General features: G+C 66.7%; 20 protein-coding genes and 1 tRNA gene. 6 read left to right on the forward strand and 15 right to left on the reverse strand.

All coding sequences use genetic code 11. The features are described from left to right. The first annotated feature begins 89 nt into the window (after nt 1-89). Together tpiA and BRX43_RS13935 are read left to right on the forward strand one after the other, a co-directional pair. The gene (gene tpiA / locus BRX43_RS13930; RefSeq protein ID WP_125995702.1) at nt 90-836 is read left to right on the forward strand and encodes a triose-phosphate isomerase; all 747 of its coding nucleotides are present in this window, start codon (nt 90-92) and stop codon (nt 834-836) included. Nucleotides 837-923: 87 nt separating this feature from the next. Beyond that, nucleotides 924-1,454, forward strand: a complete 531-nt coding sequence (locus BRX43_RS13935) for a hypothetical protein (RefSeq protein ID WP_125995703.1) — start codon at nt 924-926, stop codon at nt 1,452-1,454. Nucleotides 1,455-1,473: 19 nt separating this feature from the next. Here the strand turns inward: BRX43_RS13935 and lptG are convergent, their stop codons facing one another. The 9 genes from lptG to BRX43_RS13980 all read right to left on the reverse strand — a co-directional run bounded on the left by lptG (nt 1,474) and on the right by BRX43_RS13980 (nt 11,261). Next, on the reverse strand, nt 1,474-2,574 hold the full coding sequence (lptG, locus tag BRX43_RS13940; RefSeq protein ID WP_125995704.1) for an LPS export ABC transporter permease LptG: 1,101 nt from the start codon (nt 2,572-2,574) through the stop codon (nt 1,474-1,476). Then, nucleotides 2,571-3,770 (reverse strand): LPS export ABC transporter permease LptF, encoded by a 1,200-nt coding sequence (lptF, locus tag BRX43_RS13945; RefSeq protein ID WP_206433218.1) that lies wholly within the window; start codon nt 3,768-3,770, stop codon nt 2,571-2,573. The genes lptG and lptF overlap by 4 nt, the downstream gene beginning before the upstream one ends. 170 nt (nt 3,771-3,940) lie before the next feature. Beyond that, entirely contained in the window at nt 3,941-5,809 is a 1,869-nt protein-coding gene (locus BRX43_RS13950; protein ID WP_125995705.1) for an ATP-binding protein, read from the reverse strand. 112 nt (nt 5,810-5,921) lie between these two features. After that, entirely contained in the window at nt 5,922-7,178 is a 1,257-nt protein-coding gene (locus tag BRX43_RS13955; protein ID WP_241214961.1) for an aminotransferase class I/II-fold pyridoxal phosphate-dependent enzyme, read from the reverse strand. Further along, entirely contained in the window at nt 7,175-7,423 is a 249-nt protein-coding gene (locus BRX43_RS13960) for an acyl carrier protein (protein ID WP_125995706.1), read from the reverse strand. Before BRX43_RS13960 ends, BRX43_RS13955 begins: the two co-directional genes overlap by 4 nt. A gap of 38 nt (nt 7,424-7,461) precedes the next feature. Continuing rightward, nucleotides 7,462-8,367, reverse strand: a complete 906-nt coding sequence (locus BRX43_RS13965; protein ID WP_125995707.1) for an NAD-dependent epimerase/dehydratase family protein — start codon at nt 8,365-8,367, stop codon at nt 7,462-7,464. Further along, nucleotides 8,364-9,470: a glutamate 5-kinase gene (gene proB / locus BRX43_RS13970; protein WP_125995708.1), complete on the reverse strand. Its 1,107-nt coding sequence runs from the start codon at nt 9,468-9,470 to the stop codon at nt 8,364-8,366. The genes BRX43_RS13965 and proB overlap by 4 nt, the downstream gene beginning before the upstream one ends. Before the next feature lie 112 nt (nt 9,471-9,582). Beyond that, entirely contained in the window at nt 9,583-10,629 is a 1,047-nt protein-coding gene (gene obgE / locus BRX43_RS13975; protein WP_125995709.1) for a GTPase ObgE, read from the reverse strand. A gap of 41 nt (nt 10,630-10,670) precedes the next feature. Then, nucleotides 10,671-11,261, reverse strand: a complete 591-nt coding sequence (locus BRX43_RS13980; protein WP_125995710.1) for a TetR family transcriptional regulator — start codon at nt 11,259-11,261, stop codon at nt 10,671-10,673. An 80-nt stretch (nt 11,262-11,341) separates the two neighbouring features. Here BRX43_RS13980 and BRX43_RS13985 point away from each other — a divergent pair, with 80 nt between their 5' ends. Next, entirely contained in the window at nt 11,342-12,217 is an 876-nt protein-coding gene (locus tag BRX43_RS13985) for a metal-dependent hydrolase (RefSeq protein WP_125995711.1), read from the forward strand. 10 nt (nt 12,218-12,227) lie between these two features. Here BRX43_RS13985 and BRX43_RS13990 read toward each other — a convergent pair whose 3' ends face one another. The 5 genes from BRX43_RS13990 to hspQ form a co-directional block, all read right to left on the reverse strand. After that, nucleotides 12,228-13,544: a chloride channel protein gene (locus BRX43_RS13990; protein ID WP_125995712.1), complete on the reverse strand. Its 1,317-nt coding sequence runs from the start codon at nt 13,542-13,544 to the stop codon at nt 12,228-12,230. Nucleotides 13,545-13,603: 59 nt separating this feature from the next. Further along, nucleotides 13,604-14,149, reverse strand: coding sequence for a GNAT family N-acetyltransferase (locus tag BRX43_RS13995; RefSeq protein ID WP_206433219.1), 546 nt, complete (start codon nt 14,147-14,149; stop codon nt 13,604-13,606). 178 nt (nt 14,150-14,327) lie between these two features. Continuing rightward, nucleotides 14,328-14,597 (reverse strand): 50S ribosomal protein L27, encoded by a 270-nt coding sequence (gene rpmA / locus BRX43_RS14000; protein ID WP_125995713.1) that lies wholly within the window; start codon nt 14,595-14,597, stop codon nt 14,328-14,330. A 25-nt stretch (nt 14,598-14,622) separates the two neighbouring features. After that, the gene (gene rplU / locus BRX43_RS14005; protein ID WP_125995714.1) at nt 14,623-14,919 is read right to left on the reverse strand and encodes a 50S ribosomal protein L21; all 297 of its coding nucleotides are present in this window, start codon (nt 14,917-14,919) and stop codon (nt 14,623-14,625) included. A 136-nt stretch (nt 14,920-15,055) separates the two neighbouring features. Continuing rightward, nucleotides 15,056-15,433 carry a heat shock protein HspQ gene (hspQ, locus tag BRX43_RS14010; RefSeq protein WP_125995715.1) on the reverse strand — a complete coding sequence of 126 codons (378 nt, stop codon included), beginning with the start codon at nt 15,431-15,433 and terminating at the stop codon, nt 15,056-15,058. Nucleotides 15,434-15,558: 125 nt separating this feature from the next. On the opposite strand from hspQ, the gene BRX43_RS14015 reads away from it, so the two are divergent. From BRX43_RS14015 to BRX43_RS14040, 3 genes are all read left to right on the forward strand, one after another. Beyond that, a tRNA-Ser gene (locus BRX43_RS14015) sits at nt 15,559-15,648 on the forward strand. A 1,416-nt stretch (nt 15,649-17,064) separates the two neighbouring features. Further along, the gene (locus BRX43_RS14035) at nt 17,065-17,751 is read left to right on the forward strand and encodes a DUF433 domain-containing protein (RefSeq protein ID WP_125995718.1); all 687 of its coding nucleotides are present in this window, start codon (nt 17,065-17,067) and stop codon (nt 17,749-17,751) included. Further along, nucleotides 17,748-18,140, forward strand: a complete 393-nt coding sequence (locus BRX43_RS14040) for a hypothetical protein (RefSeq protein ID WP_125995719.1) — start codon at nt 17,748-17,750, stop codon at nt 18,138-18,140. The genes BRX43_RS14035 and BRX43_RS14040 overlap by 4 nt, the downstream gene beginning before the upstream one ends. Nucleotides 18,141-18,180: 40 nt before the next feature. On the opposite strand, the gene BRX43_RS14045 is transcribed toward BRX43_RS14040, so the two are convergent. After that, nucleotides 18,181-19,275 carry a hypothetical protein gene (locus tag BRX43_RS14045; protein WP_125995720.1) on the reverse strand — a complete coding sequence of 365 codons (1,095 nt, stop codon included), beginning with the start codon at nt 19,273-19,275 and terminating at the stop codon, nt 18,181-18,183. Nucleotides 19,276-19,325 lie beyond the last annotated feature (50 nt).

Raw genomic sequence — 19,325 nt, forward strand, 5'->3', positions numbered from 1 at the left:
GGTTTACCGGCACGCTTCAAGCTTGTGCGCATCGGCAGGCACGCTATCGCCGCTTTACCTGAGGCAAGCCTTGGCGGGAGACAGAGACGATGCGGCGCAAGCTGGTGGCGGGTAATTGGAAGATGAACGGCTCACTGGCCGATCTGGCGGAGCTGGACGGCATTGCCGCCGCCGCGCGGGCCGCGCCGCAGGTCGATGTCGCGGTCGCCGTGCCCTTCACGCTGATCCATCCCGCGGCGCAGCGCGTGCCCGACCTGGCGATCGGCGCGGAAGACGTGCACGAAGCCGATTCGGGCGCGCATACCGGTTGCGTCTCGGCGGCGATGGCGCGCGAGGCGGGGGCGCGCTTCACCCTGTCGGGCCATTCCGAGCGCCGCGCCGATCAGCACGAGACCAGCCACGATGCCTGGGCCAAGGCGGCGGCGGCGCATCGCCACGGCCTCAACGTCATCCTGTGCTGCGGCGAGACCGAGGCGGAACGCGACGCCGGGCGCGCCGAGCGGGTGGTGCAGGCGCAGATCGAGAAGTCGGTGCCCGACAATGCGCATGGCGACTGGTTCACGCTCGCCTATGAACCGCGCTGGGCGATCGGCACCGGCCGCACCCCGACGCTGGACGAGATCGCCGCGATCCACGCCATCGCCCGTGCCAAGCTGCGCATGATGGTCGGCGATGCCGCTGCCGGCATCCGTATCCTCTATGGCGGCTCGGTGGTCGGCAGCAATGCGGCGACGATCCTGGCCTGCGACGATGTGGACGGCGCGCTGGTCGGTGGCGCGAGCCTGACCGCCGCCAAGTTCGTGCCGATCATCGAGGCCGCCGCCGCCTTCGGCTGAGGCCGGAAAATTTGCGAGCCGGCCAAGGTTCCGGATCGGCGGCATTTCTCCTACGTTGACGGGCGTCAACGACCGGGAGACTGTTGCGTGAGGAATTTGGGAGGCGCGTCGCTGCTGGCGGCGCTGGCCATGATGACGGCGGCCTGTTCCGCCGGCGTGCAGGGCACCGACAATGCCAGCATGGCCAATGCGCTGGACGGGCAGGGCGGCGTCGGCGGCAATGCGGTCTCGCCGAGCGGCGTGTCGCTGCGCACACCGTCGCCCGACGACATTCGCGATGCGCGGCCGGGCTATCCCTTGCAGGGCGTCCGCATCCCCACGCCGTCGGACACCCGGACCGCCTATTACCTACTCCGCCACCGCGCCGCCGCCAATGGCGAGGTGGTGGCGATCATCCGCCACGAACTGGGCGCCAAGATCAGCTATGCGCGGGTCGCTGCCGATTGCCGGCGAGGCCTGTTCCATGTGCTGGGCGTCGGCGACACGCGCGGTCGGGCCGAAGCGAACAATGCCAAGGACGGCCCGCTTCGCGCCACGACGGGAAAGCCGCTCCGTGCCGAGATGCTGCGCTTCATCTGCGAGAAGGAAGGCACGCCGGTCGCGTTACCGGCAAGCTGATCCGCCGCGACCGCCCCGTTTACTCTTCCGTGCGGACCAGCACGGCCTCGCCGATCAGCAGGAACAGGAGGAACGGGGCCCAGGCCGCGAGGAAGGGCGGGTAGGCGCCCAGATTGCCCATCGCCAGCGCGAAATTGTCCGCCACGAAATAGGCGAAGCCCAGCGCCATGCCGATCACGGCGCGGACGAACAGCTTGCCCGACCTTGCGATGCCGAAGGCGGCGACCGCGCCCAACAGCGGCATCAGCACCGACGACAGCGGCCCCGACAGCTTGTGCCACAATGCGCCCTCCAGCGCCTTGGTCGGCCGGCCCGCGTCGGACAGGTCCTCGATCGCGGTGCGTAGCGCGCCGAAGGTCAGGCCGTCCGGGTCGATGGTCGACAGCGTCAGCTGGTCCGACCGCACGTCATGGCCGACCCGCATCGAGGCGATCCGCGTCACCTTGCCGCTCGCCACGTCGAAGCGGGTGACGGGCCAGATCCGCCAGCCGCCCGCCGGATCATGCCGGCCATGCTGGGCGCGCAGGATCGCGCGCAAGCTGCCGCCGGCACGATCGTAGAGCGTGATGTCGCCCAGCACGGCCGCGTTCATCTTGCCGCGGATCTGCCCGACCTGGACGAGATCGTCGCCGTCGCGGACCCAGACATTGGAGCGGTCGCCACGATCGATCGGCATGGGGCCGTAATTGACCCGCTGCCACTGGGTCAGCGTCGCGGTGGCGCGCGCCACCACCCGCTCGTTGAAGGCGAAGGAGACGCCGGCCACGCCCAGGCTAGCGACCATCAGCGGCGCCAGCACCTGGTGCGCCGACAGGCCCGACGCCTTGAGCGCGATGATCTCGCTGTTCTGGTTCATCGTGATGAACGTCAGGATCGTGCCGAGCAGCACCGAGAAGGGCAGGAAACGCGCGATGATCTGCGGCGTGCGCAGCGAGACATAGGTCCAGACCTGCGCCTGGCCGTTGCCGGGCACCGCCAGGATGTCGCCCGATTCGCTCAGCAGGTCGAGCGCCTGGAGCACCAGCACCAGCGCGAACAGGATCGCGAAGGTCCGCACCAAGAACAGCCGCGCCATGTAGATGGCGACGGTGCGCGAGGGGAAGAGGCCGCGCAGGATCATGCGCCGCTCGCCTCGCGACGGCGGCCGGGCAGGCGGCGCGCGATCGCCTTGGCGGTCTTGGCGAAGACGCGCTCAAGCGCGGCGATCGGCTGTCCGCCGGGGACGTAAGCGGTCACGTAAAACATCCAGAACACCAGGCCGGCGAAGATCGCGAAGGGGACCCACAAGGCGAGGATCGGATCGATCACGCCGCGCTCGCCCACGCTCATCGCGTATTCGTTGACCTTGTGGTAGGTGACGATCATCACGATCGACAGGAAGACGCCCAGCGCCGAGGACGATCGCTTGGGCGGCACGCCCAGCGCCACCGCCAGGAACGGCAGCAGGAACATCGACGCGACCTCCGCCATGCGGAAGTGGAATTCGGCCCGGCTGGAATCGCGCTGCTGCTCGCTGGCATGGTCGTTGTGACCCAGCTTGGCCAGTTCGGGCAGGGTGAATTCCAGGTTGCGGCCGCCGCGCTGGCGGAAATTCTCGAATTTCGGCAGGTTGATCGGCAGGTCGTGGGCCGAGAAGGTCAGCACGCGCGGCGCGGTGAAATCCGGCCGGTTGTGGACCAGCGTGCCGTTGGTCAGGCGGAAGATGATGACGTTGGGATCGTCCGTCGCCAGGAAGCGGCCGCTCTGGGCGGTCACCGCGATCCAGTCGCCCTTCTGCGTCTGGGTATGGACGAAGATGCCGCGCAGATCGCGGCCCTTGTCGCGGCTCTCCTCGATCCGCAGCGTCATGCGCGAGCCGAGATTCGTGAACTCGCCGACCTTGATCGACGCGCCCAGCGCGCCCGTGCGCAGTTCGAAGCGCAATTGCTCGTAATAATAGCGCGCCTTGGGCTGGACGAAGCCGACGATCGCGATGTTGAGCGCCGCCAGCACGATCGCATAGTAGAAGGGCACGCGCAGCAGCCGCAGATAGCTCATGCCGACGCCGCGCATCACGTCCAGCTCGCTCGACGTCGCCAGCCGGCGGAAGGCGAGCAGGATGCCGAGCATCAGCCCGATCGGAATGCCCAGCCCCAGATATTCGGGCAGCAGGTTGGCGAGCATCCGCCATACTACGCTGATCGGTCCGCCCTGCGTCGCGACGAAGTCGAACAGGCGCAGCATCCGGTCGAGCACCAGCAGCATCGCCGAGATCACCAGCGTGGCGAGCAGCGGCAACGCGATCAGGCGCACCATGTAGCGGTCGATCGACTTCATGCGGAGGGAAACAGCCGGGCCAAGATGGTCCGCGATATAAGCGGCTAATCGTCCGGCGTCAGGTGGAAAATCGTCGGGGGTGTGGAGAGGGGCGCACGGGCCGCCGTGACGCCGTCATCGCAGCGGCGGCCGGGACGGGGTCGGGCAGCGGCGCGGAGCCGAATTCAGCCTCATTCCGCCGCGATGCAGTCCGGCGCGAGATCGGGACGCGACGGGCGGTCGCGCAACGTGTCGGCGATGGCGCGTTCCAGCGCGGCCAGCGTGAAGGGCTTGCGCAACAGGCGATGTTCGCCGAATTCGGCCGCCTGCGCCTCGCCCGCATAGCCGGTGACGAACAGCACCGGCAGGTCCGGGAAGCGGTCGCGCAGGCCCGCCACCATCTCCGGCCCGGTGCAGCGTGGCATCAGCACGTCCGAGATCAGGAGGGCGATGTCGTCCCGCGCCTCCAGCAGCGCCGGCGCGGCGAGCGGATCGCCGCAGCCGATCGGATGATGGCCCATCTCCTCCAGCGTCGCGATCGTCGCGGCGAGCACGCGGGGATCGTCCTCCACCACCAGCACAGACAGGCCGGTCGGCCCCCTGGCCGGCGCATCGGATACGGGCGCAAGCGCGAGCGCCGGGGCCGCCGCATGGTGGCGTGGCAGGTAGAGCGTCACCGTCGTCCCCCGGTCGGGCGCGGTGTCGATGCGGATTTCGCCGCCATGCTGGCGCGTGAAGGCGAAGATCTGGCTCAGGCCCAGGCCCGTGCCCTTGCCGGCTTCCTTGGTGGTGAAGAAGGGTTCGAACACCCGCTCCGCCACCTCGGGCGTCATGCCGCAGCCATCGTCGCGCACCGCCAGCGTGACGTAATCGCCCGCCGGGCATTGCCCGATCGCCCCCGCCGCCAAAGTGACCGCGCCGGTCAGGATCGCGATCGTGCCCCGACCCGCCATCGCGTCACGCGCATTGACCGCCAGGTTGAGGACGACATTCTCCAGCTGAACCCGATCGACGAAGATCTGCCAGTCGCGATCGCCCGGATGGGTGGTCAGCGTGATGCCGTCGCCCAGGGTACGGTCGAGCAGGTCGGTCATGCCGGCGATCAGTGCGCCCGGCCCCATCGGCTCCGGCTTCAATGCTTCCTCGCGGCTGAAGGCGAGCAGGCGGCGGGTGAGCGCCGCGGCGCGGTCCGCGCCTTCGCCCGCGCTGTCGAGATGGCGGCGGATCGTCGCCGGATCGTCCGCTCGCCTGGCCAGTTCGATCCCGCCCAGCACCACCGCCAGCATATTGTTGAAGTCGTGCGCGATCCCGCCGGTCAGCTGACCGACCGCCTCCATCTTCTGGACCTGGCGCAAGGTCGCTTCCTGGATGCGCAGTTCGGCGGTGGCCGCCTCCACCGCCTCGGTCAGTTCGGCGGCGCGCTGGCGTTCGCTCTCCGCTTCGGCGCGCGCCAGCAGCCCTTCGGTCAGGGTGTGGAGCGTGAACCAGCCGAGCGCGAGGATGCCGCCGAGCAGCAGCACGCCGAACACCGCCAGCACCCCCGCGATCCGGCTGGACCGTTCGACCGAGGCGGTCGCGACGCCCGCGCGCTGGTCGAGCAACTGCCGCTCGCGCGCGATGATGCGGTCCAGCTCGGTGTTGATCCGGATGAGCGCCGGTGCCTTGCGCGCCTGATAGTAGAGCGCGAACGCCTGGGTGTTGCGACCGTAATTGGTATAGGCGGCGATCAGCGACAATTCGCGACCGCGCAGATCATAGGTCGCGCGGAGCCGTGCGATCATCGGATCGGTCTGTTCGTCGGTGATCCTGTCGAGCCGGTCGATCTGCGATCCGGCCAGCGTCCACTCGTCGAAATAGAGCAGGCCGAGCTGCTTGTCGCCGGAGATGACGAAGCGGCCGAGCGACGCCTCCGACCGGGCGATGGTCCCCGCCAGCGAGCGGGCGAGGATCATCACGTCATAGCTATGCGACTGCATCTGCAATGCATGGTCGCGTTCGCGATTGGCGCCGCGCAGCGTGACGATCAGGGCAACCAGAACCCCCACGGCCAGCAGCCCCATCGCTGCCAGCGCGATCCCACGCCATAAAGCGGCACCCCCCGGCGCCCTGGTGTCGCTATTCCGCTCCACGACAATGGTGCTACCGCATTCCCTCCCCACAGGGAAGGGTAGGTCAGCCGATCACGCCCACGGCCTGTCCGGCCTGGCGGAACATGGCCAGCACCCGGTCGATCTGCTCGGGCGTGTGTTCGGCGCAGATCGAGCAGCGCAGCAGGAAGGTGCCGGCCGGCGTCGCGGGCGGGCGGGCCATGTTGACGTAGAGGCCGCCCTCCAGCAGCGCCTGCCACATCGTCACCGCCTGTATCTGATCGTCCAGGATCACCGCGACGATCGCGCTGTCGCAGGTCGCGGTGCCCAGGCGGAAGCCCATGTCGGTCAGGCCGGCATGCAGGGCGCGCGCATTGCGCCACAGCGTTTCGCGCTTGTCGTGCGCGGTCATCAGCTTGCGGATCGACGCGGCGGCGGTCGCGACCACCGAGGGCGGCAGGCTGGCGGTGAAGATGTACGGCCGGCAGGCCAGGCGCACCGCCTCGAACTTCGGATGGTTGGAGACGACGAAGCCGCCGACCGTGCCGACCGATTTGGAGAAGGTCCCGACGACGAAGTCGACGTCCAGCCCCTGCGCCTCGTACACGCCGCGCCCGTTGGGGCCGAAAAAGCCCATCGAATGCGCCTCGTCGACCAGCACCATCGCGCCATGCTTGCGCGCGACCGCGACCATCTCCTTCAGCGGCGCGATGTCGCCGAGCATCGAATAGACGCCCTCCAGCACCACCAGCTTGCCCGGCTCCTTGGGCAGGCGGCCGAGTCGCTTGTCGAGATCCTGGACGCTGTTGTGGCGGAAGCGGACGATCTCGGCATTGCCCTGCGCGCAGCCGTCATAGATGGACGCGTGGCTGTCGGCGTCGAGGATGACATATTCGCCCTTGGCCGCCAGGGTCGAGATGATGCCCAGGTTCGCCATGTAGCCGGTCGAGAAGACGATCGCGCCGGTCATGCCGTAGAAGTCGCGCAGCGCCTGCTCGACCTCGATATGGTCGTGGAAGGTGCCGTTGAGCATCCGGCTGCCGTTGGTGCCCGATCCGAACCGGTCGAGCGCCTGCTTGCCGGCGGCGATCACGTCCGGGTCGAACGTCATGCCCATATAGTTGTAGGTGCCGAGCAGGATCGTCTCGCGCCCCTTGATCACGGCCTCGGTCGGCGAGCGCACCTCTTCCATCACGATCGCGAAGGGATCGGTGACGCCGCTGTCGAGCAGCGCGCGCCGCTCCGCGATCAGTCCGTCGAACTTCGACATCAGGTCGCGTTCGGGCGCGACCGGCGCGGGGTCGAGCGGCAGCGTCTCGGTCTGGAGGCCGGTCTCGGTCACTGCGCGTCCTTCAGCTTGGCGACGGCGTCGACCAGCTGGCCGACCGTCTCGATCTCCGCCTGCATGTTCATCGTGATGATGATGTCGAACTCGTCCTCGATGGCGGCGACGAAATCCATCACGGTCAGGCTGTCCCATTCCAGGTCGGACTGGAAGCTGGTCGCCTCGGTCAGCGCAATGCCCTTCTTGTTGAAGGGCTCGATCTGGGCGGCGACGGTGTCGAAAATGGTCTGGCGATCGGTCATGTGCGTGTCCTTGGCCGGCAAATGCGGCGTCGTTGCGGCTATAGCAGGGCGTTGGCGCGATACCATCGCACCGTGTCGGCGAGACCCTGCGGCGTGGGGACGGCCGGGGTCCATAATGCGGGCGGCGGGCGGCGGGCGGGATCGATCGTCCAGTCGGGATGGCAGAGATAGGCGACGCGGTCGTGGGTCAGCTTCGCGCTAGCCCCCCGGAACCGGCGATCGAGCGTCGCGGCGAGCGACAGCAGCCCGCGCGGCAGGTGGAGCGGCAGCACACGCTGGCCGACCGCCGTGCCGATCGCCCGCGCATAGCCGGCCGAGGTCAGGCCAGCGGTGCCGTCATCGGCCTCGTAGACCATGCCGGCGGTGCGATCCGCCGCCAGCGCCAGCAGCAGCCGTGCGAGATCGTCGACCGCGATCAGCGACAGCCGGCCGGGCGGCGGCAGCAGCGCCAGGCCCTTGCGCGCCAGCTTGAACAGGTCGAGTTGGTCGAGGTCGCCAGGGCCGTAGATGGCGGGTGGGCGGACAATCGCCCAATTCGTGGCCGAGGCCTCGACCAGCCGCTCGGCCTCCGCCTTGGACCAGCCATAGATGGACAGGGCGGGCTCGCGCGCGGCGAGGGATGAGACGTGGACGAAGCGCTGTCCGTCGCCCGCCGCCGCCAGCATCGCGCGCGTGCCCTCGATATTACCGGCGACGAAGCCGGCGCGGTCGGGCGCGTTGACCACCCCGGCGACGTGGATCACTGCGTCGGCGTCGTCGCACAGGGATGCCAGCGCGCGCGGGTCGGCGAGATCGCCCTCGACCCATGCCAGCCCGTCCTGCGCCGGTTGCGGCCGCCGGGCAAGCGCGCGGACCCCGTGCCCCGCCGCCAGCGCATGGCGGATCAGCGCGCCGCCGACAAAGCCGGTGCCGCCGGTGATCGCCAGGGTGAGGGGGGCGGTCACAGCAGCGCCAGATGGTCGCGGTGGACCAGCGCCGATCGCGGCGCATAGCCCAGGATCGCGGCCTGTTCGTCGCTGCGCCGGCCGATCAGGCGCAGCGCGTCGACCGAATCATATTCCGCGAGCCCGCGCGCCAGCGCGCGACCGTCCGGCCCGGTGATCGCCACCAGGTCGCCTCGCCCGAACGCCCCCTCGACCGCGGTGACCCCGGCGGCGAGCAGGCTGGCGCCGCCACCCAGCGCGCGCGCCGCGCCGGCATCGACACGGAGCGTGCCGCGCGCGGTCAGGCCGCCCGCCAGCCAGGCCTTGCGCGCGCCGGCGCTCTTCTCCGCGACGAACAGCGTGTGCCGCGCTTCGGTCGCCAGGGGGCGGTCGGTTCGACCGCTGGCGATGGCGAGATGGCATCCGGCCGCCGCCGCGATTCGCGCCGCCGCGATCTTCGACACCATGCCACCCGATCCCATGCCGGAAGCCGAGCCGGTATCCGCCATCGCCTCGATCCCGGCATCGATCCGCTCGACGCGCGGGACGTGCGCCGCGCCGGGCAGCGCCGGATTGCGATCGTAGAGGCCATCGATATCCGACAGCAGCAGCACGCCCTGCGCGCCCGCCGCCTGCGCCACGCGCGCGGCGAGCCGGTCATTGTCGCCGAAGCGGATCTCGGCAGTCGCCACGCTGTCATTCTCGTTCAACACCGGCACCACGCCCAGCCCGAGCAGCCGGGCTAGCGTCGCCGAGGCGTTCAGATAGCGGCGGCGATCCTCCAGATCGTCGAGCGTCACCAGCATCTGCGCGGCAGTCAGCCCTTGGCTCGCCAGCATCTCCGCCCACAGGCCGGCGAGTGCGATCTGGCCGACGGCGGCGGCGGCCTGCGCATCCTCCAGGCAGGCGCGGCCGCCCTTGGGCAGCGCCAGCCGCCGCGCGCCCAGCGCGATCGCGCCCGAGGAGACGACGGCGACCTGCTGCCCGGCACGGATCCGCGCGGCGATGTCGGCGACGAGCTGCGCCAGCCAGGGTCGGCGCACGCTACCATCGGGGCCGATCAGCAGGGCGGACCCGACCTTGACGATCAGGCGCGGACAGACGGACGGATCGAACAGCGACATGGCCGCGGCCTTAGCGCGACGATCCCGCCCCGCCAATGACTCGCGACCGTGCCGTCCGACGGTCGGTGCGCCCGTCACGGCTCCTCCCCGGCAAGGGGAGGAATTCATCGGATCAAAGTGGTGACCACTCCACCGGGTCTTCCTCGCCATCGTCCTCGACCGCCGCGCCCGCACCGGGGCCGATCGCGTCCAGCAACTGGTCGAGCACCCAGTCCAGGCCGGTGCCCGCCGCGCCGGAGATCGGAATCACCTGCGCGCCGCTGGCCTCTTCCAGTTCGGCGGAGAGAGCGGCGATCAGCTCGTCGTCCAGCGTGTCGATCTTGTTGAGCGCGACCACCACCGGCTTCTCGTCCAGCCCCGCGCCATAGGCTTCCAGCTCGCCACGCACGATCCGGTAGCTTTCCGCCACGTCCGCATCGTTCGCGTCGATCAGGTGGAGCAGCACGCGGCACCGCTCGATATGGCCCAGGAAGCGGTCGCCGATGCCGGCCCCGTCCGCCGCGCCCTCGATCAGGCCGGGGATGTCCGCCACCACGAACTCGCGCTGGTGATGCCGCACCACGCCCAGCTGCGGCCGGGTGGTGGTGAAGGCATAGGCGCCGACCTTGGCCTGCGCGTTGGTGACGGCGTTGATGAAGGTCGACTTGCCGGCATTGGGCAGGCCGACCAGCCCGGCATCCGCCAGCAGCTTCAGCCGCAGCCACACCCACGCCTCTTCCGAGGGCCAGCCGGTGCCGTGCTGGCGCGGCGCGCGATTGGTCGAGGTCTTGTAGGTGGCGTTGCCGCGCCCGCCGTCGCCGCCGCGCAGGAACACCTCGCGCTGGCCGACCCGGGTGAAGTCGAGCAGCACCTCCTCCTTGTCCTCGGACAGGACCTGGGTGCCGACCGGCACCTTGATGACCAGATCGTCGCCGCCGCCGCCCGTGCGGTTGCTGCCCGAGCCGCCCGAGCCACGGGGCGCGCGGAAATGCTGGGTGTAGCGGAAGTCGATCAGCGTGTTGAGGCCGGCCACCGCCTCGAAGATCACGTCGCCGCCCTTGCCGCCATTGCCGCCGTCCGGGCCGCCATATTCGATGAACTTCTCGCGCCGGAAGCTGACGGCGCCGGGACCACCCGAGCCGGAGCGACAGAAAATCTTGGCCTGATCTAGAAAATGCATGGCCGCGCTCTACCGCGAAGCGCGGCGGCCGTCACCCCGCGCTATACGGGTCCGACATGGGCGGGATCGCCGGCCGTGATCGCCCGCTCCGCCAGCCGCCGGGCGGCATCGCGCGGCAGGCCCAGCGCCGCCGCCATCGGCGCGCCGAGCAGGGCGTCGCCAAGCGCCAGCAGCACCAGGTGCAGCGTCTCCTCCGGGATCGGCCGCGCCGCCAGCGAATCGTCGCCGCGCAGTTCCTCGACCAGGTCGTGCACGGCGGTGAGAAGCGGGGCCAGCGCCGCCCGGTCGCCCGACAGGATCATCCAGCTCGCCAGCGCCCCCGCGCCGCCGGCGTCGAACGCGTCGAACACCAGCCGCACGATCTCGCCCGGCCCGTTCCGCTCCGCCTGCGCGGCGCGAATCGCCGCCTTGATCGTGGCGACGATCTCCACCGTCATCCAGGCGGACAGCGCCTGCTGCAATCCCGCCGCCGAGCCGAAATGGTGGAGCAGATTGGCATGGGTGCGGCCGATCCGCGACGCCACCGCCTTCAACGTCACGCCCTGCGGCCCGTCCTCGATCAGCAAGGCCCGCGCCGCCTCCAGCGCCGCCAGGCGCGACTCGTCGGGACTCAGGCGGCGGCGGATTGACATGGGAGGAGGGCAAGCCTTATTTACATGCGTGTCAGTAATGGCGGGCCTGGACCCGCCGGAGCGTTCCTTCGGAGGATAATGTGGGCAAAGCAAGGACTCCCGCCGACCTCACCATCACCCCACGCGACGTGCGTTTCGGACGCGGACAGCGGCTCGGGCGCTATTGGCTGAACGACGATCCGATCGCGACCGCCTTCTACAATGCGTTGTCGGTCACCTTTCCCAAGGGCGAGGCCTATTTCTGCGAGAGCGTGAAGGCGTTCCGCGACGGCGCGCCGCCGAAATTGGCGTCGGAGATCAACGCCTTCGTCAAGCAGGAGGTGATCCACAGCCGTGAGCATGTCGCCTTCAACCGCCATGTCGTGAACCAGGGCTATGACGTGACGCTGCTGGAACGGCATGTCGACGAGGCATTGGCGCTGACCAAGGGGCGGCCGCCGATCGCCAATCTGGCGGCGACCATGGCGCTGGAGCATTTCACCGCGATGCTGGCGCACGAACTGATCGCCAATCCCAGCCATTTGGCGGGCGGCGAGCCGCAGGCGGCGGGCCTGTGGCGCTGGCATGCGGCCGAGGAGATCGAGCATAAGGGCGTCGCCTATGACACCTGGCTTCATGCGACGCGCGATTGGTCGCGGGGAAAACGCTGGAAGGTCAAGGCGGTGGTGATGCTGATCACCACCTGGAAGTTCTTCCAGGGCCGGCGCAAGGGGATGCTGGAACTGCTCCGCCAGGACGGAATGACCGGTCCGCGCATCTGGGCGAAGTTGGCTTGGTATGCGTTCGGCTGGCCCGGCATGGCGCGCAAGGTGGCGGGCGTTTGGTTCAGCTATTTCCTGCCCGGCTTCCACCCCTGGCAGCATGACGATCGCCGGCTGATCGCGCTGGCCGAAAGCGACTATGCGGATGCGCTGCTGCCCGAGGCGCGGGCGAAGCTGCGCACCGCCACGGCCTGAGGACAGGGGCCTAGCGGATCGCGAAGCTCTTGCTCAGGCCGTGATAGAGTTTTTCGCGGCAGACGAACTGGCTGGCGCTGTCGGCGATGAAGGCGGTGGCGAACATCGGCAGCATCAGGCCCCGGCTGACCGTCGTCTCCGACAGGATGATGACGGCGGTCAGCGGCGCGCGCACCACCCCGGCGAAATAGCCGACCATCCCCAGGATCACGATCGCCGAGGAGGGGGAGCCGGGGAACAACCCGCGCAGCAGATTGCCGATGCCCGCGCCTACGGCCAGCGAGGGCGCGAAGATGCCGCCGGGCAGGCCGGCGACCGCCGTCGCCAGCGTCGCCAGGAACTTGGCCGGACCGAACCACAAGGGTGCATCGACCCCCACGATCATCGCCCGCGCCGCGCCATAGCCCGTCCCCCAGGTCAGTCCCGTCGCGCAGCCGATCCCGCCGACCACCAGCCCGCAGGCGGCGGCGAAGGCGATCGGTTGCGCCTTCGACCAGTCGGTCAGACGGTTGCGGCCCGTCGCCAGCATCAGCGTCAGTCGCGCGAACAGGCCGCCGGCCAGTCCGCCGAAAATGCCGGCGATCGGCGCGATCAGCAACGCGGTGGCGAGCGGCATATGCGCGCCGATCAGCCCGAAATAGATATAGTCGCCCTGGAGCGATTGGGCGACCATGCCGGCGATGACGATCGCGGCGATCACCAGCAAGGTCACCCGCTGCTCATAGGCGGAGGCGAGTTCCTCGATCGCGAAGAGCAGCCCGGCGAGCGGCGTGTTGAACGCGGCCGCCACGCCCGCCGCGCCGCCCGCGATCAACACCGCGCCGCGCAGGGGCACGCGCAGCAGCCGGTGGCTGAGCCCCATCACGGCGGCGGCGATCTGGACGGTCGGCCCCTCGCGCCCGACCGAGGCACCGCCCATCACGGCGGCCAGCGTCAGCAGCGCCTTGCCCAGGACGGTGCGGATCGAGACCAGCGACCGAGTCGCCTGTTCCGGATTCGCCTGTGCGGCGATGACCTGCGGGATGCCCGACCCCCGTGCGAGCGGGACATAGCGACGGGTCACCCAGACCAGCGCGGCGAAGATCAGCGGCGTGGTGACCAGCGGCGCATAGCGATAGCGTTCGGCATAGTCGGTGAACTGCTCGGCGGCCGCATCGGCGGCGAGCGCGAACAGCGTGGCGGCGAGACCGATCGCCACCGCGCCCATCAGGATGGCGAGTCGCGTGCGGAATCGGACGGAGCGCGGGCCACGGGCGCGGAGCAGCGCGCGATAGCGAGCGACAGTCCAGGTGCGTGATCCGCTTTGGGGCCGGTCCGGTTCAGACATGCGCCCGACTTACAGCCCCGCGCCGGAAAAACCAGCGCGGGGGCGTGGCGCGGACAGGCTCATGCCGCGATCGGCAGCGGCGCTCGGTCCTCTTCCGCGAGATCGAGCGCATAGCCGATCGACGGGGCAGGGGTGGCGCGGGCGGCGGAGCGGCGCGACATGGTCTCGCCGGTCGGGCGGAAGCCCAGCTTTCGCAGCACCTTGCCCGATGCGGGGTTGTCGGCGAAGTGCCAGGCGTTCAACCGCCGGAGCGGCAGCGCGTGCCGCGCCATCGCGATCACCGCGCGGCCCGCCTCGGTCGCATAGCCGCGCCCCCAGGCGTCCGGCGCCAGCCAATAGCCGAGATTGGGGCCGTCCGCCTCGGGCGAGATGGCGATGCCGCCGACCAGCACCGGCTGCGGCCCGTCATGCGCGAGGATGACGAAGCGCGGCTCTTCCGCCCCGCGGGGTTGCGCGATCCAGGCGGCGGCGTCCGATTCGCCATAGGGGTGGGGCACCCGACTCAGCATCCGGGACACCATGTCCTGCCCGATCGCCGCCGCCAATGCGCCGGCATCTTCCGGCCAGGCGGGCCTGAGCGTCAATCTCTCCGTTCGCGCGAACATATCCGTTTCTCCCTGTCGCGTCGCCCGCGCCCCTGCCACGCCGGAATGACGGGACGGAGACAGGGCGGTGGAGGGAGCACGAAAAAAGGGAGGCCGGGGTGACCCGCCTCCCTTTTTGTTCGGTTCCGGTGCCGGAACTCGGGTCACCCTGGTGGGCGACCCGGCTGGTCACCCGATGTTATTCAGCCGCCTCGGCCATAATCTCCACCGAGCAGAAGCTGCGGCCGAGTTTGCCCTTGGCAAACGCCACGCGACCATCGACGAGCGCGAACAGGGTATGGTCCTTGCCGATACCGACATTCGCGCCCGGATAGAACTTGGTCCCGCGCTGACGCACGAGGATGTTGCCGGCGATGCACTCCTGGCCGCCGAACTTCTTCACGCCAAGACGACGGCCGGCCGAATCACGACCGTTGCGCGACGAACCGCCTGCTTTCTTATGTGCCATTGCGATCTACTCCTGTGCGCGTCGCTTAGCCGACCGACACGATCTTGAGGATCGTGTGGTTCTGGCGGTGACCGTTGCGACGGCGATAATTGTGGCGGCGGCGCTTCTTGAAGACGATGACCTTCTCGGCCTTCGCCTGCGCCACGATTTCCGCGGCGACGGTCAGGCCGTCCACCGACTTCAGATCCGATCCTTCACCGGCGAGAAGCACATCGCCCAGCGTCACGGACGAACCGGCCTCGCCATCGATCTTCTCGACGACGATCTTGTCTCCGGCGGCGACGCGATACTGCTTGCCGCCCGTGCGCACGACTGCGAACATGGCCCTCATCACTTTCCAAATGCGTAGCCTCGCCCGGAACAATGTCCGACGAGGAAGAGGGGCCAGCTAGGCAAAGGCCCCGGGATTGTCAACCAGGATTCACCCGAAAGTGACTCTTTGACGCAGGCTTCCCGCCTCAGTGGCGATGCTCGCGGCGCAGGCGGTAGCGGCCATCGGCATAGCCGTTGAACAGGCCGGCGATCGCGGGGTGGTCGACCGGCTCGTCGCTGTCGTCCGCCATCAGGTTCTGCTGGCTGACATAGGCGACATAGCTCTGTTCCATATTCTCGGCGAGCAGATGGTAGAAGGGCTGGTCCCGGTCGGGGCGGATCCCCTCGGGAATCGAATCATACCATTCGTCGGTGTTTGAGAAGACCGGATCGACATCGAACACCACGCCCCGGAAATCGAACATGCGATGGCGCACGACATCGCCGATCGCGAAGCGCGCATGGGCGATCGCGGGCGCGGCCGGCAGGCCGGCGGAGGCGGGAAGACGATCTGTATGATGCATGGTCGTCAAGGTAATGCGAGAAAGCGTCGCCAACAAGCATTCTGGCGCTTGCCAGCCCCGAATGCTTTCGCTAGAGGCCCCCGCCTGACCAGACGGTTCCTTCCTTCGGAGGGCGCCGGCACCGCGGAGAGGTGGCAGAGTGGTCGAATGTACCGCACTCGAAATGCGGCGTGCCCTCACGGGTACCGTGGGTTCGAATCCCACCCTCTCCGCCATTTACCTCCTGCAATTGGCAGTTTTCTGCGATTGCGGGGAGGGGTTAGAGAGTAGCCCCACCAACCACCCAACAAGCGGTTTTGGTTATCGTTGGACCACTGGTTCGCGTTCGAGCCACGCTCGCACTTCGGGTGCTGGGGCGGGATCACGCACCCTCAACCCTAGTTGGTTTGTCAGGCTGTAATAGCACTCATCTGCCTCACGGCGGACTTGGCTGAATCTCAACCGGTAACCCCGATCGATCGCCAAGCGGTAAAGGTCGTCGTTACGCCGGTTCGACCGATGATGAGGCACGCGGCGGGGAATGGCTGGCACCTCTTCGCCTCGCATGATGGCCGCCACCGCCTCCGTATAGGTCGGGTAGCGGCTACGGCGCTTCTGATAGATTAGGCCTGAGACAGCTGAACGCGCGGCCCGTAGCTCATCGCCTCCGCATTCGTCGATCCAACGCCGAATCGTGTAATCGTTGCATCCGAAATATTCGGATAGGTCGCGGGTATAACCCCACTGTTTGTACCTCTCGGCGAAGTCCGCCGGGGCTTTTCGGTAGGGGCGGCGCGTGCCGGGCCGGTAGTGAATGCCAGGCTTCAGCGCCTTGATGGCTGTTTGCTTTTTTAAGTCATCGCAGTCCATTCGCGAACGAATAGGACTGCGACTTAGATTGCTTACCGCTGGTGCGCAACCTGGTTCGTGCTACTATGAATTACCAGGTATGAGAGCCATTGTTCAGCCAGTCGGCGCAACCATAGTTGTACGACGCCCAAGACTGAGTGATTTTGACAACAAAGATGACATCATTGTTGTCAACAAGCTTCATCAGATCGTTTCTGACTTGGGTGGTAGTTTTTTCTGTGTCGATCAGCCATACTGATTCTAAATGTTTGCAGTAGCCGGGCATAGACTTTAGGTAGGTGTGGACTGGTGTATAATTTTGGCCAGGCGACTTTAGATCATATGTTACAAGTAAAACTGACATTGTGAGGTTCTCGCTATAAGCCGTTGATTCGGCTGACAGAAAATTCCTACCAATCATTGGTATAGCAAGATGAAAAGCACAATCGACCTGATACTTTATGTCCATTATGGACTAAAATGTATAGGAGTTGTTCGTTTTGCGGGCGGCAAGTAGCCGCATTTCTAGATTAGTAATGCGGCTAACGAAGCTGATGGTAGGCCATCAGCGATGTTACAAAAGCATCAATGTCGCGTCCGTATCATGCAACCATCTTCGGCCCGAGCTGGATCTCTTGTGGGAACGTGCTGGCCGCCTCACGACGGTAGATCGTTCCCCTGGGAATGCCGATGCGGGGGTGGGCAGACGTTTCGGTCCACCCTCCTTTCTGCCGCCCGCCCCCGGGTGTCGAAACGTGAATTGAGGCTGTAATTCGGTCGCACAAACTGCATATAGCTGCGTCATGAGTGACGCGGTTTTTGGCATCGGCATCTACACCGCACCGGAGGCGGCACGGATGGTCGGCATGCAGCCGACGACGCTGCGCCGCTGGCTGCTTGGCTATGATCACGACGCGAAGCGAGAAGCGCCGCTATGGCAGGCGCAGTACGATCCTACGGATGACGAGGGCATGCTACTCGGCTTCAGAGATCTTGTGGAAGCGCGCATCGTCAATGCGTTGAGGGGCAAGAAGATCGGCTTGCCAACCATCCGTATCTGTCTTGATCGCGCCCGAGCAATCGTTGGACAGGAGCACCCTTTTTCGACCCGGCAATTCAAGACAGATGGGAAGACCATCTTTTTGGAAATTACGCGCGGCCTCGACGAGCCCCAGTTGATCGACCTCAAACGGAGCCAAGGTGTTTTTAGCCGAGTCGTTGCACCCACTCTAGACGATCTAGACTTTGGCAAGGACGGTGCAGAGCGCTGGTGGTTGCTGCATGGACGCCGGACCATCGTTGCAGACCCGGAGCGCTCGTTTGGACAGCCGATCATCGCGGAAAATGGAATGACGACGGCGCGTGTCGCTCAGGCTGTAGAAGCGGAGGGATCAGTTGAGAGGGTTGGAAAGATTTACGAGATCAAGCCGCGCCTAATTCGCGATGCGCTTGCGTATGAGAGCCAATTGGGACTTCGTAGGGCGGCGTGAAGCTGCTGGTCGATAACATGCTCCCGCCCCGCATGGCGCGCGGCCTTGGAGAATTGTTTAGCGACCAGCATGAGGTTGTTCACATCAGAGACAAGTTTCAGACCGGAAGCCTTCCTGATGCCGAATGGATAGAGCGGCTTGGTCGCGAGGGTGGCTGGTGCGTTTTGTCGGGTGACCGACGTATCGCAACAAAGAAGCCTTCGCGTGAGCTATTTAATCGATCGAACCTAGTCGGCTTCTTCCCGCTACCTGCTGTCCTTGGTCTGCCGTTGCACTCTATGACAGCGCGTATCCTGATGCTTTGGCCTTCAATGAATGACACCGCTCGCGTCATGGATCGCGGATGTTTTGACTTGGGAATCAAGGGAGGCCTGCGACCTGTTGGCTGATCCGCTCAGACGCAGCGTTCAGCCGAAATATCTACAATTATCACCAAACCGTCGCACCCATCTCCTCCAGCCAATCGGCGGCGCTATCGTCTCGCATCACGTCCAGCAGCGTGAAGCCATCATCCCCAATCTCGGCATCAATCGAACGATTGCGCCGGCTGTCTGTCAGCTTCTCGGCAATGCGCCATGCCTCGCGTCGGCCGCCCTTTCGTATCGCCTCAAGGTCCAGCCGTCCCTCCGCCATTGCGATCCACAGCTCAGAGATGGCGTCATCCCTGAGGTCGTCGGCCATGCCGCGCCCGATCGCGCCGAATATCGCCCGGTAGATAGGATCCCGGTGTGGGGTAATGGGCGGTTTCGCGGCGACACGGGTGGTCCCTTGAGTCGAGCGCCGCACCTTCGGCACGGGAGGTAAGCCTGTAGAAATTCGCCAAGCGGTGATGTTCTGTCTTGCAACCCCAATGTCCGTTGCAATCGCGGTATCGGCTAATCCATCGGCGTATAATACGAACGCGCGTCGCACCTTGCTTGAGGCAAGAAACTGGCGGGGTGCCTGACCTTTCGTTAGCAGCCATGACGGCGGCGGCGGTGCGGGTCTCGGATAGCGGCTGTTGGGATGGTCACGGAGGAACGCAGTTCGCCATTTCTCCAACGTCTTGCGGTTGATGCCTAGGCCCGCAGCAATCTTGCCAATCGTTATTTCGCGGGCGAAGAGTGCCACCGCACGGCGCCTGCCGTCAGGCATAACGTAAAGCCGGGTGCCGATCGTTTTCCTGTTATGTCCACGGTTAAGTTGCGTCGGCAGTCCATGCACGTTCCGCCACTTCATGATGGCATGACCTGTTACACCAACGTACTCGGCGATCTGGATGTCGAGCCATCCCTGGTCATATAGCATGCGACGCTCTTCGTCGGCACTCTGCCCGGCGGCGATGGCAGCAGGGCTACGGGCTATCCGGGTCAGCTTCCCGACCTGCGGGAGATTGTGCCTTTGCCGCCATTTGATGATGGTCGATTTGTTGACGCCAACAGCATCTGCGATCGCACCATCCGCCATCCCCTGCTTGTAGAGGTCAAGACGGTTGTCTGGGGCCGGCCCATCTTGGATGTCGCTGGTGTCTCCACGCGTGGCCATGAAACGACCTCACAAGCTGCGGTGAACCCTAGGTAGAAAATGAGCCGGCG

Origin of the sequence: Sphingomonas sp. S-NIH.Pt15_0812 (assembly GCF_003951315.1) — a bacterium.
In the GTDB taxonomy this organism is placed as follows: Bacteria; Pseudomonadota; Alphaproteobacteria; order Sphingomonadales; family Sphingomonadaceae; genus Sphingomonas.

What these genes read in the sequence shown, in the direction of transcription:
- BRX43_RS13990 (WP_125995712.1), bottom strand. Translation starts at nt 13,544, where the DNA reads ATGTCTGAACCGGACCGGCCCCAAAGCGGATCACGCACCTGGACTGTC.
- obgE (WP_125995709.1), bottom strand. Translation starts at nt 10,629, where the DNA reads ATGCATTTTCTAGATCAGGCCAAGATTTTCTGTCGCTCCGGCTCGGGT.
- BRX43_RS13980 (WP_125995710.1), bottom strand. Translation starts at nt 11,261, where the DNA reads ATGTCAATCCGCCGCCGCCTGAGTCCCGACGAGTCGCGCCTGGCGGCG.
- hspQ (WP_125995715.1), bottom strand. Translation starts at nt 15,433, where the DNA reads ATGCATCATACAGATCGTCTTCCCGCCTCCGCCGGCCTGCCGGCCGCG.
- proB (WP_125995708.1), bottom strand. Translation starts at nt 9,470, where the DNA reads ATGTCGCTGTTCGATCCGTCCGTCTGTCCGCGCCTGATCGTCAAGGTC.
- BRX43_RS13950 (WP_125995705.1), bottom strand. Translation starts at nt 5,809, where the DNA reads ATGGGGCTGCTGGCCGTGGGGGTTCTGGTTGCCCTGATCGTCACGCTG.
- lptF (WP_206433218.1), bottom strand. Translation starts at nt 3,770, where the DNA reads ATGAAGTCGATCGACCGCTACATGGTGCGCCTGATCGCGTTGCCGCTG.
- lptG (WP_125995704.1), bottom strand. Translation starts at nt 2,574, where the DNA reads ATGATCCTGCGCGGCCTCTTCCCCTCGCGCACCGTCGCCATCTACATG.
- tpiA (WP_125995702.1), top strand. Translation starts at nt 90, where the DNA reads ATGCGGCGCAAGCTGGTGGCGGGTAATTGGAAGATGAACGGCTCACTG.
- rplU (WP_125995714.1), bottom strand. Translation starts at nt 14,919, where the DNA reads ATGTTCGCAGTCGTGCGCACGGGCGGCAAGCAGTATCGCGTCGCCGCC.
- BRX43_RS13960 (WP_125995706.1), bottom strand. Translation starts at nt 7,423, where the DNA reads ATGACCGATCGCCAGACCATTTTCGACACCGTCGCCGCCCAGATCGAG.
- BRX43_RS14045 (WP_125995720.1), bottom strand. Translation starts at nt 19,275, where the DNA reads ATGGCCACGCGTGGAGACACCAGCGACATCCAAGATGGGCCGGCCCCA.
- BRX43_RS14035 (WP_125995718.1), top strand. Translation starts at nt 17,065, where the DNA reads ATGAGTGACGCGGTTTTTGGCATCGGCATCTACACCGCACCGGAGGCG.
- rpmA (WP_125995713.1), bottom strand. Translation starts at nt 14,597, where the DNA reads ATGGCACATAAGAAAGCAGGCGGTTCGTCGCGCAACGGTCGTGATTCG.
- BRX43_RS13995 (WP_206433219.1), bottom strand. Translation starts at nt 14,149, where the DNA reads ATGTTCGCGCGAACGGAGAGATTGACGCTCAGGCCCGCCTGGCCGGAA.